The organism is Rhodoferax sp. (assembly GCF_034520025.1).
GTDB lineage: Bacteria > Pseudomonadota > Gammaproteobacteria > Burkholderiales > Burkholderiaceae_C > Allorhodoferax.
In genome coordinates this window covers 1,501,998-1,527,020 of the sequence record NZ_JAXHNZ010000001.1, presented here as the reverse complement: position 1 = coordinate 1,527,020, position 25,023 = coordinate 1,501,998, and the positions used below count along the sequence as shown (strand labels likewise).

Here is a 25,023-nt window from a genome sequence, read left to right as displayed (position 1 = left end):
GCCCAAGGTCACCAAGGCTACAGACAAGTTGCGCCTGGCTATTGCTACTATTTTGATAGCTACCAGCGCAGGAACTGCCTGCGCCAATGCCACTTTTGAGCAAGTAAAGGCTGGCTACAGGCCCTCTGACACCTTGCTGCTGGACCGCCAAGGCGAAGTGCTGCACCGCCTGCGCACCGATGCCACGGTGCGCCGCGGACAGTGGGTGGCGCTGGCCGATGTGTCGCCCGCGCTGCGCACGGCGCTGGTGCTCTCCGAGGACAAGCGCTTTTTCGAGCACAGCGGGGTGGACTGGCGGGCCGTGTCCGCCGCAGCGTGGGGCAACCTGTGGAACACCAAAACCCGGGGCGCCTCCACCCTCACCATGCAGCTGGCGGGTCTGCTGGATGAGGACTTGCGGCGCGGTGGCGGCGGCCGAAGCGTGGTGCAAAAAGTGGGGCAAACCCTCTCGGCCCAAAGCCTGGAGCGCAGCTGGCGCAAAGACCAGATTCTGGAGGCCTACCTGAACCTGGTGCCCTTCCGCGGTGAGCTGGTGGGCGTGGATGCGCTAAGCCGCAGCCTGTTTGGCAAGGCGCCCCATGGCCTCGACCACCGTGAGGCGGCAATCACTGCCGCCCTGATTCGTGCCCCCAATGCCAAAGAGGCCCAAGTGGCGCAGCGCGCCTGCAGCGTGCTCAACAGCCTGGAGGCCCCTTCCAACAGATCAACAGCTGCATCAAAAAGTGCAGCAACCACCAGCGCGGCCAGCGGCTGTGACGCCATCGCGCTGATGGTGTCTGGCACCCTGAGCCGCCGTGAGTTTGCCGCCAGCGAGGGCTTGGCCCCCCATGTCGCGCGGCTGCTGCTACGCGCCCCGAGTGCGGCAGGCCCTGAGGGCGCTCCTGCCCCGACCACGGTGCGCAGCAGCTTGAGCGCCCCTTTGCAGCGCTTTACCCAACTCACCCTGCAAACCCAGCTGCGCGAGCTGGCCGGTCGCCATGTAGAAGATGCTGCTGCGGTAGTGCTGGACAACGCCAGCGGCGAAGTGCTGGCCTGGGTCAACAGCAGCGGCCCCCTGAGCGCCGCGCCCGAGGTGGACTTTGTGACCTCGCTGCGCCAGCCCGGCTCCACGCTCAAGCCGTTTTTGTACGGGCAGGCGCTGGCCGAGCGGCGCATCACCGCGGCGTCCCTGCTTGAAGACTCTGCTGCGCAGATCCAGACAAGTGGCGGCCTCTATATCCCGCAGAACTACGACCGCCAATTCAAAGGCTGGGTCTCAGCCCGCACCGCACTGGGCGCTTCGCTCAATGTGCCGGCCGTGCGCACGCTGGTCATGGTGTCGCCCGACGCTTTTCAGAAGCAGCTAGCCCGCGTGGGAATGCCACTCAAGGAAAGCGGCGACTTTTATGGCTACAGCCTGGCCCTGGGCAGTGCCGAGACCACGCTGCTGGACCTCACCAACGGCTACCGCACCCTGGCCAACGGTGGCAGGGCCAGCCCCACCCGCCTCACCGTGAGCCGCACGCCCACTGCCATGAGCCCAGCGCTGGATGCACGGGCGGCTTTCATCGTGGGCGATATCCTCAGCGACCCCATGGCGCGTGCCCGCACCTTCGGCACCGACAGCGTGCTGGCCACCCGCTTTTGGGCGGCAGTCAAAACCGGCACCAGCAAAGACATGCGCGACAACTGGGCCGTGGGCTACAGCCAGCGTTACACCGTGGGCGTGTGGGTGGGCAACGCCAACGGCGCTCCCATGTGGGATGTGAGTGGCACCACCGGCGCAGCGCCCATCTGGGCGGCAGTCATGAACCAGCTGCACCGCCAGCACAGCAGCCGCGCGCCCCAAGCGCCTGCCGGTGTGGTGCAGAAAACAGTGACAGTAGAAGGCGAAGCACCCCGCAACGAGTGGTTCATCAGCGGCACCGAGCAGAGCAGTTTTGCTATGAAAAAAGGAGCTGCTCGCGCATATTCCACGAGCGCCAGAGGCCAAAATGATTCAAAAAACTCCGGCAACACCACCACAAACATAGCCCGCATCACCGCGCCCACCAGCGGCACCATACTCGCGCTGGACCCCGACATTCCGCCACAAGCCCAGCGCCTGAGCCTAGAGGCCGAGGGCAGCAACCTGCGCTGGCTGATCGACGGCAAACAAGTCGGCAAAGGCAACACCGCCCTCTGGCTCCCCTGGCCGGGGCGGCATGTGATTCAGATCGTGGACGCCAAAGGCAAGGTGCTGGACCAGGTGCGCTTAGAGGTGCGGGGGGCGGGCGTCAAGGGCGGCGCGTCAGCCGCAACAGCACCACCACGGCGACCATAACCACGGTCAGTGCCACCCACAGTGCCGCCCACAACACCGGCCTGCGCAGCGGCACGATGCCAGAGACCATGGCCAGTCCTGGAATCAGACTCACCCGCTCCACCGCCGCCTTCGCGGTGCCGGCTCATCTGGAAGTAGCACCCCTCTACGCACAGTGGCTCTTCCAACTCAAGGGCGTTAATCACCGGCGGGTCAGGGCATCAGCCGGCAAGGCAATACACACCCGACTGCCGGGCGACAATCCGGCCACGGTGCCGACCTAGGCGAACTCAGTCACACGGGGCGAAGTGGAAAGTGATGGTGCAGCCGCAAGCCGCTCGGCGCAGGCCGCCACGGCGCCCCACAGCAGGCCCGAGACCTGCGCAAGGCGGGTGATTTCAATAATTTCACGTGGCGCAGGGCGTATTTCACGGGCAAACCACCGCCTGCGGACTACCATGCCGCAACGAAAAAGGAGACTTTGCATGCCTGTGATCACGAATATTGAAGACTTGCGCGTTCTGGCCGAGAAACGGGTTCCCCGCATGTTTTACGACTACGCCGACTCCGGCTCCTGGACTGAAGGCACCTACCGTGCCAATGAAGCGGATTTCCAGAAGATCAAGCTGCGCCAGCGGGTTGCCGTGAACATGGAAAACCGCACCACTGCGACCACCATGGTGGGCACCGCGGCCAAGATGCCGGTGGCCATCGCGCCCGTGGGCCTGACGGGCATGCAACACGCCGATGGCGAAATCCACGCCGCGCGGGCCGCCGAGAAGTTCGGCATTCCCTTCACGCTGTCTACCATGAGCATTTGCTCCATCGAGGATATTGCCGAGAACACCAGCGCCCCCTTCTGGTTCCAGCTCTACATGATGCGCGACCGCAACGCCATGGCCAAGATGATCGAGCGCGCCCGCGCCGCACGCTGCAGTGCGTTGGTGCTGACGCTGGACCTGCAGGTTATCGGGCAGCGCCACAAAGACCTGAAAAACGGCCTGAGCGCCCCACCCCGCCCCACCATTGCCAACATCATCAACCTAGCCACCAAGCCGCGCTGGTGCTTAGGGATGCTGGGCACCAAACGCCACACCTTCCGCAACTTGGTGGGCCATGTGGAATCGGTGAGCGATATGAAGTCCCTGGCCGCCTGGACCAACGAGCAGTTTGACCCCCGCCTCTCTTGGGACGATGTGAAATGGGTCAAAGAGAAATGGGGCGGCAAGCTCATCCTCAAGGGCATTCAGGATGTGGAAGACGCGGTGTTGGCCGCCCAGAGCGGTGCGGACGCGATTGTGGTCAGCAACCACGGCGGCCGCCAGCTCGACGGCGCGCCCAGCAGCATCAGCGCGCTGCCCGCAGTAGTGGCGGCCGTAGGCGACCAACTCGAAGTCTGGATGGATGGCGGCATTCGCAGCGGGCAGGATGTGCTCAAAGCCTGGGCCCTGGGTGCCAAGGGCACCATGATCGGCCGGGCTTTTGTTTACGGCCTAGGGGCCATGGGCGAAGCGGGGGTGACCAAGGCGCTACAAATCATCCACAAAGAGTTGGATGTGACCATGGCCTTCTGTGGCCACACCAACATTCAGAACGTGGACCGCAACATCCTGGTCCCGGGCACCTACTGAAAATGGCGTGTGCGGCTCAGCGGTAGCCCGCTGCAGTCATGATTTCGTCAACACGCCGCACAATGTCACCCAACGCAAGGGTGGCCGGCTTGGCGCCGGTCAACCCTTGGTGCACCGCGGCGCCCAAAGGGCCGGTGCTGATCTCGTCCCACTCGGGGATGATGGGGCGCCAATCAGGGCTTGCGTAGCGGAGTTGCTCTTTCAGGGTAACAAATTCGGGGAACATGCGCACCAGCGACACATCTTCCATCGTCGACACCCGGGTCGGCCCGCCGCCGAGCCTGACCACTGCCTTGTCTTGAGCCTTGGATGTCAACCACTGCATTAGCAAAAACGCGGCTTCCGGGCGGGCAGAGGTGCGGGGAATAGCCAGGCCCAGCCCACCCGACTGCAAGGCGTAATGCACCCCCTTAGGGTGAAGCACATAGCTGACCTTGCCCTCAATTTTGGACATCGGAGAGTTGCGCACCGCGCCGAACACAGCGGTTGAGTCGAGGTACATCGCGCTTTCGCCCTGCAGAAAACTCGACAGCATGTCGTTGTACGAAAAGTGGGTCATGCCCTTGGGGCCGGTGTCAGCAACATGTTTGAGCAATTGCAGCGCTTGCACACCCGGCGCTTTGTGGAAAAGGGGCATCCAGCGCTCATCGAACACCTGGCCACCTAGCGCATTGAGGTGCAGCAACCAGGCGTGCACACAGTTGTGGCCGGACTGCCCGCGTGAGGTGAGCGCCGCCATGCCGGTCCGCTCACGCAAAGGGGCCAGCAGCGCCGAGAGCTCGGCATAGGTGCGTGGGGGCGCAAAGCCAAACTTTTCAAAAACATCGCGGCGATAAGCCAGCACCGAAGTCTCGGCGCCATACGGCAAGCCATAGAGACGCGCCCCCGGACCCGGCAAATAGCCCTTGGGGCCGCCCACCAGACCGATGTTTTGCACATAGCGCGGCACCAGGTCGCCAAAAGCGTAGTCGGGGTCTGCCAACTGCTTGTCTTTGAAGAAAGGTTCCAGAGGCAACAACAGGTTCTTTTTTACGAACTCGCTCTTCCAGGTGACGATGTAGGTCACTAGGTCGAACTCTGACTGGGGCTTGGCCATTCCCGCCAATTGCACATGCTTCATGCGCAAGATGTTTTCGCGGGCCACGTTCACCTTGATGCCGGTCTCTGCGGTGAACTGGGGCAACAAACGCATCATCGCGTCGTAGTGGGGGTGATCAGGCACACAGAAATGACACGGTTTGCCCGCTGAACCGTGCAAAGCGGTCTTCTGCGGCATTGCTGGCCCGGGCAAAAGCGCTGCCAAACACGGCAAGCGCACCGCTGCCTAACAAACGCCTGCGTCGCGTACTCAAAAAAGACTGTGGAAACACGACACCGCTTTTTCAGTGCTTGGGGCGTTTTTGTGTTTTGGTAGCCCCGGATCTCCCTGCACTCTATTAGAACACTGAGCGCTTTGCACCCCGCCATCGCTTGCTATGCTCGCCGAAATGCCGAACGATCTGACCACCCCTGCCGCACCTCTGCGGCGTGTTGCGCACTTGGATATGGATGCGTTTTATGCCTCGGTCGAGTTGCTGCGCTACCCCCAACTCAAAGGGCTACCCGTGGTGATTGGCGGCGGGCGGCGAAATGCGGATGAGGCGCTCTTGGTTAAATATGCCAATACGCCACTGCAAGACATTCCGGTCAGCGAGTTCCCGCTCTTGGGGGACTATGCCGGGCGCGGCGTCATCACCACCGCCACCTATGCCGCGCGCCAGTTTGGCGTCGGTTCCGCCATGGGCCTGATGAAAGCCGCCAAGCTGTGTCCGCAGGCCATTTTATTGCCGGTGGACTTTGCCCAGTACCGACACTACTCACAGCGCTTCAAAGCGATCATCACCGAGATAGCCCCGGTGATGGAGAACCGCGGCGTCGATGAGGTGTACATCGACTTTACCGGAGTGCCTGGCGGCCAGCGCCAAGGCGGACGGAGTTTGGCAAAGCTGATCCAAAAGGCGATTTTTGATGACACCGGCCTTACCTGCTCGGTAGGCGTGGCGCCCAACAAGTTGCTGGCCAAAATGGCCAGCGAATTTAACAAGCCCAACGGTATTGCCATCGTCCAGACGAGTGACTTGGAAACCATGATCTGGCCCTTAGCCTGCCGCAAGATCAATGGCATCGGCCCCAAAGCCGACGAGAAGCTCAAAAAACACGGCGTGGAAACCATTGGCCAGCTGGCCGCCAAAGATTTGCAATGGCTGATGGACACCTTTGGCCCCCGCACCGGCGCCTGGCTGCACGCCGCCGCCCACGGGCAAGACGACCGGCCGGTAGAAACCGAGAGCGAGCCGGTCAGCATGAGCCGCGAGACGACCTTTGACCGTGATTTGCATGCGGTGCGCGACAAGGCCGAGCTGGGCGCCATCTTCACCCGCTTGTGCGAGCAGGTTGCGGAGGACCTGCAACGCAAAGGCTATGTGGGGAAAACCATCGGCATCAAATTGCGCTTTGATGACTTCAAGAGCGTCACCCGCGACATGACGATCGCGCACTTCACCGCCGATGCGGCAGAAATTCGCCGAATTGCCGGTCAATGCCTAAAACGGGCTCCGCTGCAACGTCGGCTCAGGCTGTTGGGGGTGAAAGTGGGCGCATTGGCTGCGTTAGACCCGTCACACGCCGCTTCAGAGAAGAGTGACGCTATGCCTGAAACCGGTTGGCTATTTGACTGAGTGCCCCGCACTCTCCGGCTGACCACTGGGCGAGCTCTGCCGCGAATATCACCCATAGTGGTTTTTAGCTGAATAGATTTTGCGCAACCGGCTTTTGAAATTGACCAAGATCAAGCCAACGCATAAAGCGAGTGAATCGAACGTTTATCTGCATTGACTTCGAATGGCCAACCGATGCTAAATAAAGCGGTAGCGACAGAAGCCAAACCACTAGCTCCAGGAGGAATGATCCATGCGTGTGAACTTACCGGTGACTCAGCGCGAGTACGACTATCCCGCCGATCGAATGCTGGTGTCGATGACCGACAGCAAGGGCATCATTACCCATTGCAACCATGCTTTTGTGGAAACCAGCGGATTCACCTACGAGGAGCTCATCGGCCAGAACCACAACCTGGTGCGCCATCCGGATATGCCGCCTGCCGCCTACCGGGATATGTGGAACACCATTGGCCACGGCCACCCATGGACCGCACTGGTGAAAAACCGACGCAAAGACGGTGACCACTACTGGGTGCAAGCCAACGTCACACCGGTTCTGGAGAACGGCAAGCCCAAGGGCTATATGTCAGTACGGGTCAAACCAAGCCGCCAGGAGATCGCCGCGGCCGAGGCCCTTTACGCCCAGTTGCGAGATGAAGAAAAGTCAGGAAAGTCCACCATCTATTTGCGGGGCGGACACGTCCGCTACCGCGGAATCAGGGGTTGGGCCGGTGCCTTGGGCCGCATGAATTTGACCACCCGCCTTGGCTTGGCGCTCGTTGGCATGGTGCTTCTCGGTATGGTCCCGGATTCCTCGGGTTTGCAGGGCAGTACGCTCCTCTGGACGCAACTCGCTTCGTTGGTGGCGGGTGCACTCGGCGTACTCGGCTGGTTCAGGATTCGCTTGTCCTCTGGAATGGGCGCGGCCCAGCAGTTTGCCTACGACTTAGCCGGATGCAATTTGCGCAGCTCCGTGAACAGCGACTATCCGCCTCCTTTGGGCGACATGATTGGTGCCCTGCGCCAGATCCAGATCAACCTGCGCGCGGTGGTGGGGGATGTGCGTGAGGAGGTCGATATCCTGACCAAATCTGCCAACGAGATTGCATCGGGCAGCATGGATTTATCAGGGCGCACCGAATCCCAGGCCAGCAGCCTGGAAGAAACCGCGGCCTCGATGGAAGAGCTCTCCAGCACGGTCAAACAAACTGCAGACACCGCCAGCCGTGTGGCCGAGCAAAGCGCGCGCAGCACCCAAGCCGCATCCGACGGCGGCGAGGTGGTTCACCGGGTGATTCAGTCCATGGAAGGAATCGACCGCTCCTCCAGCAAAATGCGGGACATCATCGGCGTGATCGAGGGAATTGCCTTTCAGACCAACATCCTGGCGCTGAACGCTGCGGTCGAGGCGGCCCGTGCGGGTGAGCAAGGCCGCGGTTTTGCGGTGGTGGCCAGCGAAGTGCGGGCCTTGGCCCAGCGCAGCGCGACAGCCGCTAAAGAAATCCGGGAGCTGATTGCCCAATCGTCCGAGCAGATTTCTGAAGGCTCCAACCAAATGCGCAGCGCCGGCGAAACCATCGACCATGTGGTGGCACAGGTTCAGGAAGTGGGCAACCTCATCAACATGATCACCAATGCCGCCAAGGAACAGGCCATCGGGATCGCCCAAGTCAACGAGGCAGTGACCCAGTTGGACACCGTGACCCAACAAAACGCCGCCTTGGCCGAGGAGTCTGCTGCCTCCGCAGATGGTCTCACCGACAGCACCGCATCCGTTGCACGGGCGATCCAGGTATTCCAGCTACCATAGGGACGCAAACCACCATGTTTTGGACGATATGCCTTTCTCCAAACTCGCGACGCTGGATCACGATGCGCTATTAGCTCTGCTGCATGCCATCCCACAGCCGGTGTTCATCAAGAACGCCGTTGGAGAGCTGATTTACGTCAACAAGGCATGGCAGACCCAGCTAGGCGCCCCGTCAGTCCACCAAAACCCGCAAACCGGGTTTAACGCGAAGCAAATCCGGTTCTTTACCGAGCAAGACCAGCGCGCCTTTCAACTACGACAGACCATCACCCAAGAGGACTTGTTCAAGCTGGACGGCGAGTTCACTGCGCGACACATACAAACAACGCTCACACCGGTCTTTGACCCCTCGGACCAACCCGCTTTTGTGGTGGGTATCAGCACTGACGTGACCGAGCAACATCAGCTCCAACAGCAGAACGCGGCCGAGCGAAGCCTGCTGGAGATGCTGGCCTCTAGCGTGCCTCTGGTCGACAGCATGTCGGAGTTCATATTGCAGCATGAGCGCATCTTTCCCGGCGCTATTGGCTCGGTGCTTTTGGTAGATGAGGAGGAGCGGTGCTTACTGCACGGCGCAGCGCCCAGCTTGCCGGGTGAATACAACCGGACCATCCATGGCACCCTGATCGGACCCCGTGCCGGATCGTGCGGCACAGCGGTTTTCTTGGGGGAAGAGGTGGTGGTGTCAGACATCAGCAGTGACCCGCTCTGGACCGACTACCGGGAACTGGCCGCGAAGCATGAGCTGCGGGCTTGCTGGTCCATGCCGATTCGCTCGACCAAGGGCCGGGTGCTCGGCACTTTTGCGAACTATTACCGGGAGCCCCGCGTTCCGACTGCCAGTGAGCTGCAAGCGTCGCGACGCAGTGCCTATTTGTTGAGCCTAGCGATCGAAAGCGATAAAAACGAACGAAAAATCCAGCGGGATCAGCGCGCATTGGTCGCTGCAGGCCTGTATCGACAAGCCATTCTGGACAGCATGGTGGACGGGCTGGTGACCGTAGACCGCACGGGAAAGGTTCACACGTTTAACAACGCCGCGTGCCGCATGATGGGACTCGATGCGATAACCGAGCAGCCCCAGCACCTGAACGATCTTTTGGGCACAAGGCTGCCAGCGGATGGGCAAGGGCACCTCGAGCTACTGCATGCGGCAGAAAGCGCCCAAGGCGGCAACTTTGAAGTGGGCGGGCTCGACAAGGGCGGCGGGCTACGGCCTATCAGCCTGTCGGCCTCCAAAATCCCATTTTCAGAGCCTGAAACCTTTGTCGTGACCTTGCGGGACATTACCCAACAGCGCCACGACGAGGAAGAAATCCGGCGACTGGCTTTCTATGACCCCTTGACCAACCTGCCCAACCGGCGTTTGCTGATGGACCGGGTCCGGCAAGCCATGATCAACAGCGCACGCCACGGGCGCCATGGGGCGCTGATGTTTCTGGACCTCGACCATTTCAAGCTGCTCAACGACACCTTGGGCCATGACGTAGGCGATGAGCTCTTGCAGCAAGTAGCGACCCGGTTGCGCATGTGTATCCGCGAAAGCGACAGCGTGGCACGCCTGGGCGGCGATGAATTTGTGGTGTTGCTGGAGGACCTGAGCCCTAACCCCAACGACGCGGCGAGCCATGCCGAGTTGGTGGCGCACAAGATTCTGGATTTGCTGGCGCAACCCTACCGGATGCGCGGACACCTCCACAACAGCACGCCGAGCATCGGGATCGTGGTGTTTTTCGAAGACCACGAAACCATCGACGAGCTGCTCAAAAAAGCAGACGTTGCCATGTACCAGGCCAAGTCGGCCGGCAGAAACACAGCCCGCTTTTTCGACCCCGTGATGCAAGCCGCCGCCGCGACCCATGCGGCGATGGCGCAGGAGATCAAAGTCGGTATCGAACGGAACGAATTTGTGCTGCATTACCAGGTCCAAATTGACGCCCGCGGCCACTGCACCGGGGCAGAAGCTCTGGTGCGCTGGAACCACCGGGTCAGGGGTTTGGTGTCGCCGGCACACTTCATCTCCTTGGCCGAGGAAACCGGCATGATCTTGCCCCTGGGTTACTGGGTGTTGGACTCTGCGTGCCAACAGTTGGCGGCATGGAGCCGCAACCACGCCACGGCCCACTGGACCCTGGCCGTCAACGTGAGCGCGGCACAGCTGGCCCAACCCGGTTTTGTAGAAAGCGTGAAGAAGGCCTTGCTGCACAGCCAAGCACCCGCCACCCAACTGAAACTGGAGTTGACAGAAAGTATGCTGGCCAATGATGTGGAAGGCATCATTACCAAGATGATGGACATCAAGGCACTGGGTGTGAACTTTTCGCTGGATGATTTCGGCACCGGCTACTCGTCACTCTCTTATCTGAAGCGCTTGCCACTGTCCCAACTCAAGATCGACAAATCGTTTGTGCGGGATGTGCTCACCGACCCGAGCGACGCGGTGATCGCCCGCACCGTGGTGGCACTCGGCCACAGCCTGGGGCTGACGGTCATCGCCGAGGGCGTGGAAACCCCGGAACAGAGAGACGCATTGGCGGCTATGCAGTGCGATGCCTTTCAGGGCTATTTTTTCGGCAGACCCGTGCCGCCAGAGGCGCTCATGGCAGGCGTGGCCATACAACTGCCTGCCCCATAATGAGTGCTCACAAAAAGCCGCTTCGGTGTCAACTTGCCCCGACCGAATTGAAGGAGTACACCCTTGACGCTACACGCTGAGTTGTGCCGCCGCGCCACATGGGTGCTGGGCCAGGCAGTCTTGACCTGCCTCGGGCTGGCATTGGCCTTGTTGCCTCTGACCACTCAGGCATCGACTCCGCTCAAGCTCAGGATCGTCGGCGGGCTGGCCGGCGTAAACCAATACGTTCAACATGAAGAGCCGTTTTGGTCGCAAGAGCTGGCGCGCCTGAGCGGCGGCAAATACAGCGCTGAAATAGCACCCTTCGACCGGTCAGGCATTCCTGCTGAGGAAATGCTGCGCTTGATGTCACTGGGGGTCATTCCCTTCGGAACCGCGCTGCTAAGTGCCGCCTCGGCACAACACCCTATGTTCGGCGCGATGGATCTTTCCGGCCTGAATCCGGACATGGCCAACCTGAAGCGGCATGTAGCGAGTTTCCGCCCCTTGCTGCAAAAAACACTGCGCGAAAAACACGGTATTGAGGTCTTGGCGGTTTACACCTACCCGGCCCAAATCTTGTTCTGCAAAAAGCCCTTGGCTAGCCTCCGTGAGTTGGAGAAACGGCGTATCCGCGTCTCCTCGCCCAGCCAAGCAGACCTGATTCAAGGCTTGGGGAGCGTGCCGGTTTTGGTGGGGTTCGGGCAAATGCTGGCGCACCTGCAATCCGGCAACACAGAATGCGCCATCACCGGCACCATGTCGGGCAACACCATCGGCCTGCATGAGATCACCAGCCACATGTACAACCTGCCATTTACTTGGGGACTGGCTATTTTCGGCGCCAATATGACGGCTTGGAATGCGCTGCCCTCAGATCTGAAAGCGCTCTTGAGAAAAGAGCTCACAAGGCTGGAAACCAACATCTGGAACGCCAGTGAACGCGAAACTGCAGATGGCCTGGCCTGCAACCGCGGCGACCCCAGCTGCGAGCACGGCCGCCCCGGCAAAATGACCCAGGTCAACCCCAGCCCCGACGACATCAAGCTCGTCAGGGAGCTCGTCAAAACGACCGTCTTGCCGCGTTGGCAACAACGCTGCAATCAGCACTGCCGCGAAATGTGGGACAGCACCATCGGATCGGTCCCCAGCGACATGCCTTTACCGAACAGCCGCTGATGGCCAAATTCACGTTCAAGGTCCACCATGCCTTGGTGGCGGTCACCGCCCTGCTGATATTTGCGATTCTGGCGGCCAGCACAGTCCTGATCCGTGATTTGCACAAAAATGCCGTCGCCGAAGCCCAAGCCCAGGCGACCCGCTTTGTGACCGGCGCCCAAGCTGCGATGAACCGGAGCCTGCTGGGCATTGATGTGCTGCTGGCGAGCATGGGCAGCTTGCTGGGTCTGGAGAACATGCAAGCCGATTGGCTGGAAGGCCCGTTGGCGGGCAAATTGATCCAAGGTGCGACCCGCCAAAATCTGCTGGTGCGCAATGTCTGGCTCGTCGATGCACAAGGCACGGTTCTGGCGAGCTCCAGCAGCCCCGCGCCGGATGCGCCATTGGAGATACCGGAGGGTTTTCTCAACGAAGCACTCAGCCCCCCCATCTCCATGCTGGTGATCAGCCGGCCACTCTTGAGCCCCAGCAGTGCCGAAATAGTGCTGCTGTTTGCCCGCCATCTGTCCTTGGCCGATGGCAGCAAGCTGTTGGCGATTGCAGAGGTTCCGGTCAATCTGTTAACGACGGTGCTGGTGCAGGGGGCGGATATCAGCCAGCTCGAAGCCACGATCGAACGCAGCAACGGCTACCTGCTCGCCAGTGTGCCGGCTCAGGAGTCCTTGAGCGGCCTTGCCTTGAGCCCGGTGATGAGCCTCCAGTCGCAGTTTGCGGTGCTAACCATGCCCTCCCGCATCCAAAACCGGCCCGCCCTAGTCGCATCACGGCCCATGCTCTACAACGACCTGCTGATCACGGCCAGCATCCCGATGGACACGGCACTGGAAGAGTGGACCTTTCAGGCACGGCTGATCGGCATGCTGAGCCTGCTTTTCAGCCTGATGATTGCAGCGGCCGGCTACGCAGGCTTACGCTACGTGCAGAGCATGGGTCGCGCCCAGCGCTCGATCAGCCATGCCAAAGCCACCACAGACCAGGCACTGGAGTCGATGGAAAGCGGCTTTTTGCTGCTGGATGCCGAGCGCAAGGTCATCACCTGGAACCGGCGCTACCTTGAAATTTACCCGTGGCAGGCGCCGCACATCCGGGTGGGGCACTCGTTTGAGGCTCTGCTGATGGTCACCGCCATCGAGACTCTGGGCGATGTGCCCCGCGAAACCTTGCAGAAATGGGTCACCACGCGCATGGAGTTGCTGCAACGCGGGGTGCACAGCCATGAACGGGAGTTCCCGAACGGCCGGATCTTTGAAATCACCGAACGGCCAACCCCCGGTGGCGGCATTGTCATCACCTACCAAGACGTGACCCGCTTGCGACGCGCAAGCGCGGAAATCGAGCAGCTCGCGTTTTTTGATCCTCTCACGAGCTTGCCCAACCGCCGCTTGTTGTCAGACCGATTGCAGCAAGCGCTGACGACCAGCGTGCGCAGCGGCCGGCGTGGTGCCTTGTTGTTCATGGACTTGGACCATTTCAAAACCCTGAACGACACTGCGGGGCACGACGTGGGGGACATGCTCTTACAGCAGGTTGCCGTGCGCATCAAAGCCTGTGTGCGCGAGGGCGACACCGTCGCCCGGCTGGGCGGCGACGAGTTTGTTGTCATGCTGCTGGACTTGAGCCCTGAAACCCTGGAAGCCGCGCGCCAGGCCCGCCTGGTGGGTGACAACATTTTGCGGGCGATGGCCGAACCTTTTGAGTTGGGAGACAAGCAACACCGGAGTTCCTGCAGCCTAGGTGCCACTTTGTTCGGAGAAACCCCACAAGACGCCGCCGAACTGCTCAAGCAAGCGGATATTGCGATGTACCAGGTCAAAAACAACGGGCGCAATGCCTTCTGTTTCTTTGACCCCGGCATGCTGACCGCCATCGAAGCCCGTGCCCGACTGGAAGCCGACCTGCGCAAGAGCTTGGACGATCAACATTTCGAGCTTTATTACCAGCAGCAGGTGAATGAAGAGGGCCAGGTCGTGGGTGCTGAGGCTCTCGTCCGCTGGCACCATCTGGATCACGGTCTGGTAATGCCCGGGCAATTTATCGGGCTTGCGGAAGAAACAGGCCTCATCCTGCCCATGGGGCAATGGGTGCTGGAGCAAGCCTGTATTCAACTGGCCAAGTGGCAGCGCCAGCCACGAAGCCGTGACCTGCAGCTATCGGTCAACGTCAGCGCCCGCCAGTTCCGGCAAGCGGATTTTGTAGACCGGGTGGCCAGGATCTTGCGCGCGACCGGCGCACGGGCCGACCTGTTGAAGCTGGAGCTGACAGAAAGCCTGGTGCTGGACAACGTGGAAGACACGATTCAGAAGATGCACGCACTTAAATCCCTCGGGGTGCGGTTCTCGATGGATGACTTCGGAACCGGCCACTCCTCCCTGTCCTACCTAACACGCCTGCCGCTGGACCAACTCAAGATCGACCAGTCTTTTGTGCGGAATATCGGCTCGCAATCGACCGACTCAATCATCATCCAGACCATCATCGGCATGGGCAACAACCTCGGACTCGAAGTGTTGGCCGAGGGCGTGGAAACCGAAGCCCAGCGCGACTTCCTCTCCGCCCATGGCTGCCACCTGAAACAGGGCTTTTTGTTCGGGCCACCGCTGCCGGCCCCTGAATTCATCAAAGCTCTACATGCTGAAGAAATCAGCCTCTAGCGCTCGTAAATACTGCGCAAGTAGATATATTTTTTATAGCAAAACTATTGTCGTGCGGTGCGGGTGTTGCCCGGCAAAGCTTGCGGGTGGCTGGTGCGCAGGGGGTTGATATCCAGCCCGCCGCGGCGGGTGTAGCGCGCATACACGGTCAACTTGGCGGGCTTGCAGCGGGCCCAAATGTCCATAAAGATGCGCTCCACGCATTGCTCGTGAAACTCGTTGTGGTTGCGAAAGCTCACCAGATACTGCAGCAAGCCTTCCTGCTGAATCGGCAGCCCGGTGTAGCTGATCTGCACGCTGCCCCAATCAGGCTGACCCGTCACCAGACAGTTGCTTTTGAGTAGGTTGCTCACCAGCACCTCGGTCACCGTACCTTCTTCCGCCGGTGCGGTGACCAGCAATTCGGGCGCGGGCTGGTAGTGGGTGCACTCCACATCCAGGCGATCCAGGCTCAGACCATCGAGCTCGTACACCGGCTCATGGTCAAACTGCTCGGCCGCAATCAAGCGCACCCCAACCGATTGCACCGGGCCGCCCCGCCACGCCGCTTCCGCAATATCCACCCGCAAACGGGCCAGCACCTCGGAGGCATCGGCAAAACGGGTGTTGTTGAAACTGTTGAGGTACAGCTTGAAGGACTTGCTTTCGATGATGTTGGGCGTCTCAGCAGGGATCGTGAAATGCGCCAGCGCGACCTGGGGTTTGCCGCGCAGGTTGAGCCAGCTCAGCTCAAACGCGGTCCACATGTCAGCCCCAAAAAACGGCGCGGCACCGGTGATACCGATCTCTGCACGCTTGCCCGCGCGGGGAATGGGGAACAACAGCGAGGCGTCGTACTGATCAACATACGCCGAAGATTTGCCAAGTTGGGATTGCTCAGGGGTGTTCATTCAATGTTTCCGGTCAAAGTGGGCCAGCAGCGCGGCCAAAATGCGGCGCACAGGCTCAGTGGGTAGGTCGTGGCCCATGCCCTCAATAGGCAGGAGGGTCGCGCCCGGGATGCGACGGGCTGTGTCTTCACCACAGGCAAAAGGTATCAGCGGGTCGGCGGTGCCGTGGATGACCAAGGTGGGCGCCGTGATGCGAGGCAATAGCGCAGTGCGCGCACCATCTGCCACCACGGCCAGCATTTGCCGCAAAGTGCCTACCGGGTACATGGCCCGGTCCACGCCACGGGCAATCCGCGCCCGCAAATCGTCTTCTGGTGTCGGGAAGGCGGGACTGCCGATCGCCTGAAACAGGCGCAAAGAATGCTCCACCATTTCGGCTTTGCTGTTACCCGACGGGCGGCGTAGCATGGCGCGCAGCACCTCGGGCGCCGGGCCGGGCAGGCCTTTGGCACTGCTGCTGCTCATGATGCTGGTAAGGCTCAGCACACGCTGGGGTGCTGCGAGGGTCACGCGTTGGGCAATCATTCCGCCCATGCTCATGCCCACGACATGGGCCTTTTGTACGCCCAAGGCATCTAGGACACCCAAGGCATCCGCCGCCATATCGCTCAAGCTGTAAGGTGCAGCGGGGGTAAAGCCGAACTTGTGTTGCAAGCTGGCCCAAAAAATATTGGGCTTGCCCCCCTCCTCGATGCGGCTGCTCAACCCTACGTCACGGTTGTCGAAGCGGATCACGCGGTAGCCTGCGGCCTCCAAACCCTGCACTAGATCAGCAGGCCATGCAATCAACTGCAGACCCAGCCCCATGATGAGCAGCACCGCCGGTTTGCCGGCAAAAGCGGGGTCGCGCTGGGCGCTGTCTTCGACTTCGATATCAAGACCGTTTGCTCTTATTTTCATAGCTCCTCGCGCAATATCAACAGGCGCTCAGCCCTGTTTTCTTCTGAAAACCAACCGCTCCTGCGTGGACTCTTCGGCGGCAAATGCATAGCCCTCCACATCAAGCCCCTTGAGCTGCTCAGGCGTGCTCAGGCGGTGTTCAATCGCGTAGCGGGCCATCAGGCCCCGCGCTTTTTTGGCAAAAAAGCTGATGATTTTGTATTTGCCGTCTTTGTATTCCTGGAACACGCACTCCACCACCCGGCCCTTCAGGGCTTTGAGGTCCACCGACTTGAAGTACTCGTTCGACGCCAAGTTCACTACCACCGGGGTGGTGTCAGCTTTCAAGCGGGTGTTCAGGTAGTCCGAGAGCTGGCTGCCCCAGTAGTGGTAAAGGTTGTTACCGTGTGGGCCCTTGAGGCCAGTGCCCATCTCGAGCCGGTAAGGCTGCATCAGGTCCAGCGGGCGCAACACGCCGTACAGGCCACTCAAAATACACAAATGGTCTTGCGCCCAGGCCAGGTCCTCAGCGCCCAGGGTCTTGGCGTCCAGCCCGTCATACACATCGCCGTTGAATGCCAGCACGGCTTGGCGGGCGTTTTTCTGGGTGGCTTTGGGCGACCAAGCTTCATAGCGCGCCACATTGAGGGTGGAGAGCTTGTCGCTCAGGTCCATCAACTCGGCAATTTGTTGCGGCGAGTACGCGCGCAGCAGGCCGATGAGCTCCGCCGACTGCTTCACGAACATCGGCGCGGTGTGTGGCTGGCCATTCAGAGGGGTGTCGTAGTCCAAGGACTTGGCAGGAGAAATCAAAAACAACATGGCTATTCGGGGCTGCGCGAGGCGGGCCGGCCAGTTTATCGCGAAGGCCGGTTACCCACAGGGCACGGGTGGCAAGCCCTGCCGAAACGTCACAGCTTCTTCATATGAGCGGCTTAGTCTCGGCGCCTTTTTCAACAGGGAGTCTTGACCACTATGATCGCTTTTTCCCCCACCCGTCTCGCTGCGGCACTCGCCTTGGCAGCGACTGCCATGAGCGCTTACGCGCAAACTGAAGTGACTGCCGTGTTGGCTGGCCACGCAGCCTTGTCTACCTTCACCACGGTGGAGGCCCCCAAAGCTGCAGGCCCCTTCTTTGAGACCGCTGGCAAGTTCAATGCGGCCAACCGCCAACGCACCGAAGTGCTGAGCAGCATCGAAGGCGTTACTTTCGTGGGCGATGCCAAGTACCCCCGCAAATCCGGCGGCACTTTGCCTATCAAGGGCCAGTCGGTACAAGGGTTCTCGGGCATCGTCTCTTTGGGCAACGCCGAGTTTCTGGCCCTTACTGACAACGGCTTCGGCAGCAAGCTCAACTCGCAAGACGCACTGCTGATGGTGCACAACGTCAAAGCCGATTGGGCTAAAGGCGAAGTCACTCGCCTCAAAACCACTTTCCTGCACGACCCCGACCGCAAAGTGCCCTTCGCGATCCAGAACGAAGCCACCGCTGAACGCTTTTTGACCGGCATCGATTTCGATCCCGAGTCCATCCAGGTCGTGGGCGTTGAATGGTGGAGCGGCGATGAGTTCGGCCCTTATGTGCTGCGCGTCACCCCCCAAGGCAAGGTGTTGGGCGTCGTTGAGACCGTGGTTGGCGGCAAGGCCTACCGCAGCCCCGACCACTACATGAACGGCCGCCTGCCCAACTACCCCGGCGACGCGAGCTTTGAAGCCCGCCGCAGCGGTGGTTTCGAGCCCATGGCCAAGTCGCTGGACGGAAAAACCCTGTATCCCATGTTTGAGTGGCCCTTTTGGGACGCTGCCACCAAGGCCCAAGAGAGCCGCAACGGCAAGCCTTACACCCGCATTCTGGAACTGGATGCCGCCAGCAAAACTACAGCACCCGCCAGTGGAAATACGCGTTTGAAGAGGCGGGCAATGTGGCTGCCGACTTCCAGATGCTGAGCGCTACCACCGGCCTTGTTATCGAGCGTGATGACATGACCGAAGGCTCCGGTAACGTCTGCAAGGACGAGCCACGCACCGACTGTTTCACCCGCCCTGCCAAGTTCAAGCGCGTCTACAAGATCGACTTCGCGCAGGCCGACGCGGATGGTTTCGTGAAGAAGGTGGCCTTTATTGACCTCACCAAAATTGCCAACCCCCAGCGCCTGGCCAAGCGCGGCCCAAACGAAGAAACCTTTGTGTTACCTCACCTGGGGCCTGAAGGCCTGACGGTGGTGGACGCCAAGCACATCGTGGTGGTGAACGACAACAATTTCCCCTACTCCAGCGGCCGCACCCTGGGTAAGCCGGATGACAACGAGCTGACCCTGCTCAATATCCAGGCGCTCATTGACGCGAAGTAAACAAGGCCCCCACGCTCCGCCGCTGCGCGGGTCGCTGCCCCCCGGGGGGGCGCATTTTGCTTGGGTCGGCCCTACGCAAAATTGTCCCTCGTCAGAGGGCTGAGGCGGGTGCCGCCATGCACAATGGTGGCACCATGCCTCTGACTGTGTCGCCCCCCATTTCTCTGGCGTTTTCTTCCCGGCCACGCAATGCGGGAGCCTTGTTCCGCAGCCTGTTGGCAGCCCGCCCCGCACAGGCTGCGCCGGAACAGCACGACATTGCCATCCAGGCCACTTGGCATGGCGCCCAAGCCGACGCCAAACGCCTCAAGCAGTACCGCGAGGTCTGCGGCCTCACAAACGCCGGATTTCTGCCCCCGCTGTACCTGCACGCCGGGGCCATGCCCTTGCACATGGCGATCATGAGCCACCCGCAGTTTCCCCTGCGTCTGCTGGGCCTGGTGCATCTGTCCAACAGCATGCAGTGCCTGCGCCCCATCGGCGACTTCGAGACGCTGGACATGGACTGCCAGCTGCACGGCATGGAGGCTACCGAGCGCGGCCAGACCTTCACCCTGCACACCCGTCTGCACACGGGCAGTGAAACCGTATGGACCGAGACCAGCACCTTCATGGCCCCCTTGCCCCGCAGTGGCAAACGCGCGCCACCCGACGCGCTGCCCGACTGGGGCGCCCCAGTAGCCCGCTGGGCGGTGGCGGGCAATGCCGGGCGCCGCTTTGCCGGCCCTTCGGGCGACTGGAACCCCATCCATGTGAGCGCCGTCACTGCGCGCCTGTTCGGCTACCCGCGGGCGATCGGACATGGCATGTTCAGCGCTGCCCGCTGCGTGGACTTGCTCTGCCGCGACCTGCCCGCTTGTGCTCCCCTGAACATCGACTTGCGCTTCAAGCGCCCGCTGTTGATTCCGGGCGAAGTGGCCTTACATACCCGGCAAGAGGCGGACAGCACACGTTTTGTGCTGAACGTGCTGCCCAACGGCGAGCCGCATATTGAAGGCGTCTTGCGCAGGCTATAAGGCCCAGACAGCACCCGGCACAAGAGCTGCCCGCCACACGAACGATTGATTGCGAACGAGGACACCACCATGAGCAACCCCGCAGACGCAGGCTCCGCCCTGACCCACTTTGACACCAAGGGCGATGCCCACATGGTCAATATCGCCGGCAAAGCGCTCACGCACCGCAAGGCAGTAGCGGGCGGGCGCATCCAGATGCAGCAGCACACCCTAGACCTGATCCAGAACGCGCAAGCCGCCAAAGGCGATGTGCTGGGCGTGGCACGCGTGGCCGGCATCATGGCCGCCAAGAAAACCAGCGACCTGATTCCGCTGTGCCACCCCATCATGCTGACCCGGGTGGCCATCGAATTTGAAGTGGTACACGCCACCGCTACCACCCTGCCCGCAATCCAGTGCCTGGCCATTGCCGAAACCACCGGCGGTACCGGCGTGGAAATGGAAGCGCTGACCGCCGTGCAGGTCACTCTGCTGACCATTTACGACATGTGCAAGGCGGTCGACAAAGGCATGGTCATGACCGATGTGAAGCTGCTCGAAAAGCACGGCGGCAAGTCGGGCACCTACTTGGCCCCGCCTTCCGCCTGACCGCGCTGCCGCCGCTTAATCCCCCGGCTGCGCGCCCTCGTAGCCCTCGATCAAAATCAGGTCGATCACCGACACGTCTTTGCGCAGGGCAATCGCAGCTTGGTATTCGGGGGAATACCAGCAGTCCACCGCCGCTTGGTAGCTGGGAAATTCAATCACCACGTTGCGGCTGCGGCTCTCGCCCTCGGGGTTCTCAAAGCGCCCGGCGCGCACCAGAAAGCGGGCGCCGTACTTTTTGAATGAGGCCGCATTCGCTGCCTGATAGGCCTTGTAGGCCTCGATATCGAACACTTCTACACGGCCTATCCAGTAGCCTTTGGGCATGTTTATCTCCTGTGGAATGCTGGGCAGCAGTGTAGGAGATACAGCCTCCAGCCACCCCATGCACGTTTGCAGATGAAATCAGCCCCAGGCGCACGTTGAATATGCGCCAATAGCTATCAAAAGCATAGCAAATACCGGGGTAGAGCCCTGCACCGGTAAAATTCCCGCTCGCTCTTAGAAGAACCTCCATGTCTGACAACGCCAACACCCCCATTGCCGCCCCCACCGCCCCCGAACAACCGGGTCTGCAATCCCTCTCCAAGTCGTTTGAACCCGCTGCGCTGGAAGCGCACTGGGGCCCCGAGTGGGAAAAGCGCGGCTACGGCATCGCCGGCTTCCGCGGCACCAGCGCGCCGGATGCGGCTGCGGCTGCACAGGGCAAAAACTTCTCCATCCAGCTGCCACCACCCAACGTGACGGGCACGCTGCACATGGGCCATGCGTTCAACCAGACCATCATGGACAGCCTGACCCGCTACCACCGCATGGCCGGTTTCAACACGGCCTGGATTCCGGGCACCGACCACGCCGGCATTGCCACCCAGATCGTGGTGGAGCGCCAGCTGCAAGAGCAAAAAGTCAGCCGCCACGACCTAGGCCGTGAGGCTTTCACCAAAAAGGTCTGGGAGTGGAAAGAAAAGTCCGGCAACACCATCACCACCCAGATGCGCCGCATGGGCGACAGCGTGGACTGGAGCCGCGAGTACTTCACCATGGACCCCAAGCTGTCGCAAACGGTCACCGAGACCTTTGTGCAGCTCTACGAGCAAGGCCTGATCTACCGCGGCAAGCGCCTGGTGAACTGGGACCCGATTTTGATGAGCGCCGTGTCAGACCTGGAAGTGGAAAGCGAAGAGGAAGACGGCTCGCTCTGGCACATCCGCTACCCGCTGGCCGACGGCTCCGGTGACATCACCGTAGCCACCACCCGCCCCGAGACCATGCTGGGCGACGTGGCCGTGATGGTACACCCCGAAGACGAGCGCTACACCGCGCTGATCGGCAAGCAGGTCACCCTGCCCCTGTGCGGCCGCACCATCCCCGTGATTGCGGACGACTATGTAGACAAAGCCTTCGGTACCGGCGTGGTGAAAGTCACCCCCGCCCACGACCAGAACGACTACGCCGTAGGCCAGCGCCACAAGCTGCCCATGATTTGCGTGCTGACCTTGGACGCCAAGATCAACGAAAACGCCCCCGCTGCCTACCAAGGCCTGGACCGCTTTGTGGCCCGCAAGAAGGTCGTAGCCGACCTCGAAGCGGGCGGCTTCCTAGTGGAAGTCAAGAAGCACAAGCTCATGGTGCCACGCTGTGCCCGCACCGGCCAGGTGATCGAGCCCATGCTCACCGACCAATGGTTTGTCGCCATGAACCAGGTGGGCAAAGGCGACGCGACCGGCAAGTCCATCGCCCAAAAAGCCATCGACGCGGTGCAAAGCGGCGAGGTGAAGTTTGTGCCCGAGAACTGGGTCAACACCTACAACCAGTGGATGAACAACATCCAGGACTGGTGCATCAGCCGCCAACTCTGGTGGGGCCATCAGATTCCGGCGTGGTACGACGAAGACGGCAACGTGATCGTTGCCCGCAACGAAGCCGAAGCCCAAGCCAAAGCGCCCGGCAAAACCCTGCGTCGTGACGAAGACGTGCTCGACACCTGGTACTCCAGCGCGCTGGTGCCCTTCAGCACCATGGGCTGGGGCAACGATGGAGCCAGTGGGCGTGCCGGGCACGAACCGGGCGATTTGGCGAGCGTAGCGAGTATGAGCACGGGCGTGTCCGGCACGCCCACTGGCGGCTCGCTCAATGACTACGACCTCTACCTCCCCAGCAGCACGCTGGTCACCGGCTACGACATCATCTTCTTCTGGGTTGCCCGGATGATCATGATGACCACGCACTTCACCGGCCGTGTGCCTTTCAAGCACGTCTACATCCACGGCCTGGTGCGCGACGCACAGGGCAAGAAGATGAGCAAGTCTGAAGGCAACGTGCTCGATCCGGTAGACCTGATCGACGGTATTGCACTCGAGCCCCTGCTCGACAAGCGCACCACCGGCCTGCGCAAGCCCGAGACCGCGCCTGCAGTGCGCAAGAACACACAAAAGGAATTCCCCGAGGGCATTCCGGCCTACGGTGCCGATGCGCTGCGTTTCACGTTTGCAGCACTCGCCTCGCTAGGCCGCAGCATCAACTTCGACAGCAAGCGCTGCGAGGGCTACCGCAATTTCTGCAACAAGTTGTGGAACGCCACCCGCTTTGTGCTGATGAACTGCGAAGGTCAAGACTGCGGCTTGCAAGACCATGATGCGGCTGCCTGCGAAAGCGGCAGCTACCTCGAGTTCAGCCAAGCCGACCGCTGGATCGTGTCTCTGCTGCAAAAAACCGAGGCCGAGGTGGCCAAAGGGTTTGCCGAGTACCGCTTGGACAACGTGGCCAACACGATTTACGACTACGTGTGGAACGAGTTCTGCGACTGGTACTTGGAGATCGCCAAAGTGCAGATCAACACCGGTAACGACGCCCAGAAACGCGCCACACGCCGTACCCTGATCCGCACACTAGAAACCATCCAACGCCTGCTGCACCCGATTGCACCGTTCATCACCGAAGAGCTATGGCAAAAGGTGGCACCGGTCGCAGGCCGCAGTGGCCCGTCGGTGTCGATTGCCGCCTATCCACAAGCCCAACTGGAACGCATTGACGAGGCCTCGATCGCCCACGTTGCCAAACTGAAGTTGCTGGTGGATGCTTGCCGCAACCTGCGCGGCGAAATGAACGTGTCGCCCGCCGCTCGCTTGCCACTCTATGTGGTGGCCCAAACCGCCGCGGAGGCCGCGTTCCTGCAGGCGTCTGCTGCTGTGCTGCAGGCTTTGGCGAAGCTGAGCGAAGTGAAGGTGTTTGCCGACGAAGCCAGCTGGCAAGCTGCCGCCCAATCTGCCCCAGTGGCAGTGGTGGGTGAAGCCCGCGTGTGCTTGTTTGTGGAAGTGGACGTGGCGGCCGAAAAAATCCGCCTCGGCAAAGAAGTGACCCGCTTGGAAGAGCAAATCACCAAGGCCAGCGTCAAACTCAGCAACGAAGCATTTGTGGCCAAAGCGCCGGCTCCGGTGCTGGAGCAGGAGCGCAAGCGCGTGGCGGACTTCGCAGCCACGCTGGAGAAGGTGAAAGAGCAGCTGGCCCGCTTGGGCTGAATGCGCACATTCGTACGCTGCCGCTCACTACGGCAGCCCCATAAAAAAAGCCGGTTCTGAAACCGGCTTTTTTTATGGGTGAAACGGCTTAACGGCGGCGGAGTACATGGATAAAAATGGTTCCAGCCGTTTGCTGGTCGATCAGCTCATGCCCGGTTTGCTTGGTAAAGGCTTGAAAATCCCGCAGCGAGCCGGGATCGGTCGCCACCACCTTGAGCGTTTGGCCGCTTTGCAGCTCCGCGAGTGCTTTTTTGGCTTTGAGGATGGGCAGCGGGCAATTCAGACCGCTGGTGTCAATTTCTTTGTCGAAGTTCATGCAGGCTGCTTTCTGGCGTTGGGCTGATTTTAGTCGTCCGCTGACTCAATCTCTTTGCGCCATACCGGTTCCATAAATCGGGGCTCATGGCCGCGTGAGCGCAAAAACGCCGCCAGGGCATAGCCGGTGCCGGCGGGCCAGCATTTCACGTCCTGCAGGTCATACAGGCGGTAATCCACCAGCTCCGGGCTCAAAGCCACCTCGCCGTGGCAGACCGCGTGGTAGGCAATGATGACCTGGTTCATACGCTGAAAGTCATATACCCCCAACAGGCTGAGCGCGCTGGTGCTGAGGCTGGTTTCTTCGGCAATCTCGCGGGCAATGCCCTCCTCGGGCGTCTCACCAGCCTCCATGAAGCCGGTAATGAGGGCATACATCTTGCCCGGCCAGGCCGCGTTACGGGCCAGCAGGATCTGGCCGTTGTACTCAATCACCGCCGCGAGCACGGGGGTCGGGTTGTTCCAGTGGGTGTAGTCGCACGCCGTGCAACGCCAGCGTGTTTTGTCGCCACCGTCTTCTGTCAATGTGATCTCGGCCAGTGGTGTTGCACACTGCGGGCAAAACTTGAACACTGCAGACATGAAAGCCTTTGCTATTATTTCA

General features: G+C 61.0%; 19 protein-coding genes and 1 pseudogene. 11 read left to right on the top strand and 9 right to left on the bottom strand.

Annotated features, from left to right (window positions below):
- Nucleotides 1–28: 28 nt before the first annotated feature.
- Nucleotides 29–2,302 carry a penicillin-binding protein 1C gene (pbpC, locus tag U5L73_RS07340; protein ID WP_416221281.1) on the top strand — a complete coding sequence of 758 codons (2,274 nt, stop codon included), beginning with the start codon at nucleotides 29–31 and terminating at the stop codon, nucleotides 2,300–2,302.
- Here the strand turns inward: pbpC and U5L73_RS07335 are convergent.
- Both U5L73_RS07335 and U5L73_RS07330 read right to left on the bottom strand, forming a co-directional pair.
- Nucleotides 2,256–2,396 carry a hypothetical protein gene (locus U5L73_RS07335; protein ID WP_322561726.1) on the bottom strand — a complete coding sequence of 47 codons (141 nt, stop codon included), beginning with the start codon at nucleotides 2,394–2,396 and terminating at the stop codon, nucleotides 2,256–2,258. The genes pbpC and U5L73_RS07335 overlap by 47 nt on opposite strands.
- A 165-nt stretch (nucleotides 2,397–2,561) precedes the next feature.
- On the bottom strand, nucleotides 2,562–2,768 hold the full coding sequence (locus U5L73_RS07330; RefSeq protein ID WP_322561725.1) for a hypothetical protein: 207 nt from the start codon (nucleotides 2,766–2,768) through the stop codon (nucleotides 2,562–2,564).
- Here U5L73_RS07330 and U5L73_RS07325 point away from each other — a divergent pair.
- Nucleotides 2,767–3,912 carry an alpha-hydroxy acid oxidase gene (locus tag U5L73_RS07325; RefSeq protein ID WP_322561724.1) on the top strand — a complete coding sequence of 382 codons (1,146 nt, stop codon included), beginning with the start codon at nucleotides 2,767–2,769 and terminating at the stop codon, nucleotides 3,910–3,912. The two genes, U5L73_RS07330 and U5L73_RS07325, sit on opposite strands and share 2 nt — an antisense overlap.
- 16 nt (nucleotides 3,913–3,928) lie before the next feature.
- Here U5L73_RS07325 and U5L73_RS07320 read toward each other — a convergent pair whose 3' ends face one another.
- Nucleotides 3,929–5,134, bottom strand: a complete 1,206-nt coding sequence (locus tag U5L73_RS07320) for an extracellular solute-binding protein (RefSeq protein ID WP_322561723.1) — start codon at nucleotides 5,132–5,134, stop codon at nucleotides 3,929–3,931.
- A gap of 265 nt (nucleotides 5,135–5,399) precedes the next feature.
- Here U5L73_RS07320 and dinB point away from each other — a divergent pair, with 265 nt between their 5' ends.
- The 5 genes from dinB (at nucleotide 5,400) to U5L73_RS07295 (ending at nucleotide 14,865) form a co-directional block, all read left to right on the top strand.
- Nucleotides 5,400–6,629, top strand: a complete 1,230-nt coding sequence (gene dinB, locus U5L73_RS07315; RefSeq protein WP_322561722.1) for a DNA polymerase IV — start codon at nucleotides 5,400–5,402, stop codon at nucleotides 6,627–6,629.
- Between the two features lie 232 nt (nucleotides 6,630–6,861).
- On the top strand, nucleotides 6,862–8,421 hold the full coding sequence (locus U5L73_RS07310; RefSeq protein ID WP_322561721.1) for a methyl-accepting chemotaxis protein: 1,560 nt from the start codon (nucleotides 6,862–6,864) through the stop codon (nucleotides 8,419–8,421).
- Between the two features lie 28 nt (nucleotides 8,422–8,449).
- Nucleotides 8,450–11,056, top strand: a complete 2,607-nt coding sequence (locus tag U5L73_RS07305; protein WP_322561720.1) for an EAL domain-containing protein — start codon at nucleotides 8,450–8,452, stop codon at nucleotides 11,054–11,056.
- Between the two features lie 63 nt (nucleotides 11,057–11,119).
- Nucleotides 11,120–12,214, top strand: a complete 1,095-nt coding sequence (locus U5L73_RS07300) for a TRAP transporter substrate-binding protein (protein ID WP_322561719.1) — start codon at nucleotides 11,120–11,122, stop codon at nucleotides 12,212–12,214.
- Nucleotides 12,214–14,865 carry an EAL domain-containing protein gene (locus tag U5L73_RS07295; protein ID WP_322561718.1) on the top strand — a complete coding sequence of 884 codons (2,652 nt, stop codon included), beginning with the start codon at nucleotides 12,214–12,216 and terminating at the stop codon, nucleotides 14,863–14,865. The genes U5L73_RS07300 and U5L73_RS07295 overlap by 1 nt, the downstream gene beginning before the upstream one ends.
- Nucleotides 14,866–14,909: 44 nt before the next feature.
- On the opposite strand, the gene queF is transcribed toward U5L73_RS07295, so the two are convergent.
- The 3 genes from queF to yaaA are packed head-to-tail and all read right to left on the bottom strand — an operon-like array spanning nucleotide 14,910 to nucleotide 17,456.
- Entirely contained in the window at nucleotides 14,910–15,755 is an 846-nt protein-coding gene (gene queF, locus U5L73_RS07290) for an NADPH-dependent 7-cyano-7-deazaguanine reductase QueF (protein WP_322561717.1), read from the bottom strand.
- Nucleotides 15,756–16,655 carry an alpha/beta hydrolase gene (locus tag U5L73_RS07285; RefSeq protein ID WP_322561716.1) on the bottom strand — a complete coding sequence of 300 codons (900 nt, stop codon included), beginning with the start codon at nucleotides 16,653–16,655 and terminating at the stop codon, nucleotides 15,756–15,758.
- Nucleotides 16,656–16,682: 27 nt separating this feature from the next.
- Nucleotides 16,683–17,456: a peroxide stress protein YaaA gene (yaaA, locus tag U5L73_RS07280; protein WP_322561715.1), complete on the bottom strand. Its 774-nt coding sequence runs from the start codon at nucleotides 17,454–17,456 to the stop codon at nucleotides 16,683–16,685.
- A 153-nt stretch (nucleotides 17,457–17,609) separates the two neighbouring features.
- Between yaaA and U5L73_RS07275 the strand changes: the two are divergent.
- The 3 genes and pseudogenes from U5L73_RS07275 to moaC all read left to right on the top strand — a co-directional run bounded on the left by U5L73_RS07275 (nucleotide 17,610) and on the right by moaC (nucleotide 20,589).
- Nucleotides 17,610–18,985: pseudogene (locus tag U5L73_RS07275) on the top strand (esterase-like activity of phytase family protein).
- A gap of 134 nt (nucleotides 18,986–19,119) precedes the next feature.
- On the top strand, nucleotides 19,120–20,001 hold the full coding sequence (locus U5L73_RS07265; RefSeq protein ID WP_322561712.1) for a MaoC family dehydratase: 882 nt from the start codon (nucleotides 19,120–19,122) through the stop codon (nucleotides 19,999–20,001).
- 69 nt (nucleotides 20,002–20,070) lie between these two features.
- Nucleotides 20,071–20,589 carry a cyclic pyranopterin monophosphate synthase MoaC gene (gene moaC, locus U5L73_RS07260; RefSeq protein WP_322561711.1) on the top strand — a complete coding sequence of 173 codons (519 nt, stop codon included), beginning with the start codon at nucleotides 20,071–20,073 and terminating at the stop codon, nucleotides 20,587–20,589.
- Between the two features lie 15 nt (nucleotides 20,590–20,604).
- On the opposite strand, the gene U5L73_RS07255 is transcribed toward moaC, so the two are convergent.
- Nucleotides 20,605–20,913 carry a DUF1330 domain-containing protein gene (locus tag U5L73_RS07255; protein WP_322561710.1) on the bottom strand — a complete coding sequence of 103 codons (309 nt, stop codon included), beginning with the start codon at nucleotides 20,911–20,913 and terminating at the stop codon, nucleotides 20,605–20,607.
- 188 nt (nucleotides 20,914–21,101) lie between these two features.
- Between U5L73_RS07255 and U5L73_RS07250 the strand changes: the two genes are divergently transcribed.
- Nucleotides 21,102–24,104, top strand: coding sequence for a valine--tRNA ligase (locus tag U5L73_RS07250; protein ID WP_322561709.1), 3,003 nt, complete (start codon nucleotides 21,102–21,104; stop codon nucleotides 24,102–24,104).
- Between the two features lie 88 nt (nucleotides 24,105–24,192).
- Here the strand turns inward: U5L73_RS07250 and U5L73_RS07245 are convergent, their stop codons facing one another.
- Nucleotides 24,193–24,420 (bottom strand): sulfurtransferase TusA family protein, encoded by a 228-nt coding sequence (locus U5L73_RS07245; protein ID WP_313875511.1) that lies wholly within the window; start codon nucleotides 24,418–24,420, stop codon nucleotides 24,193–24,195.
- Between the two features lie 29 nt (nucleotides 24,421–24,449).
- The gene (locus U5L73_RS07240; protein ID WP_322561708.1) at nucleotides 24,450–25,001 is read right to left on the bottom strand and encodes an NUDIX hydrolase; all 552 of its coding nucleotides are present in this window, start codon (nucleotides 24,999–25,001) and stop codon (nucleotides 24,450–24,452) included.
- Between the last annotated feature and the right edge of the window lie 22 nt (nucleotides 25,002–25,023).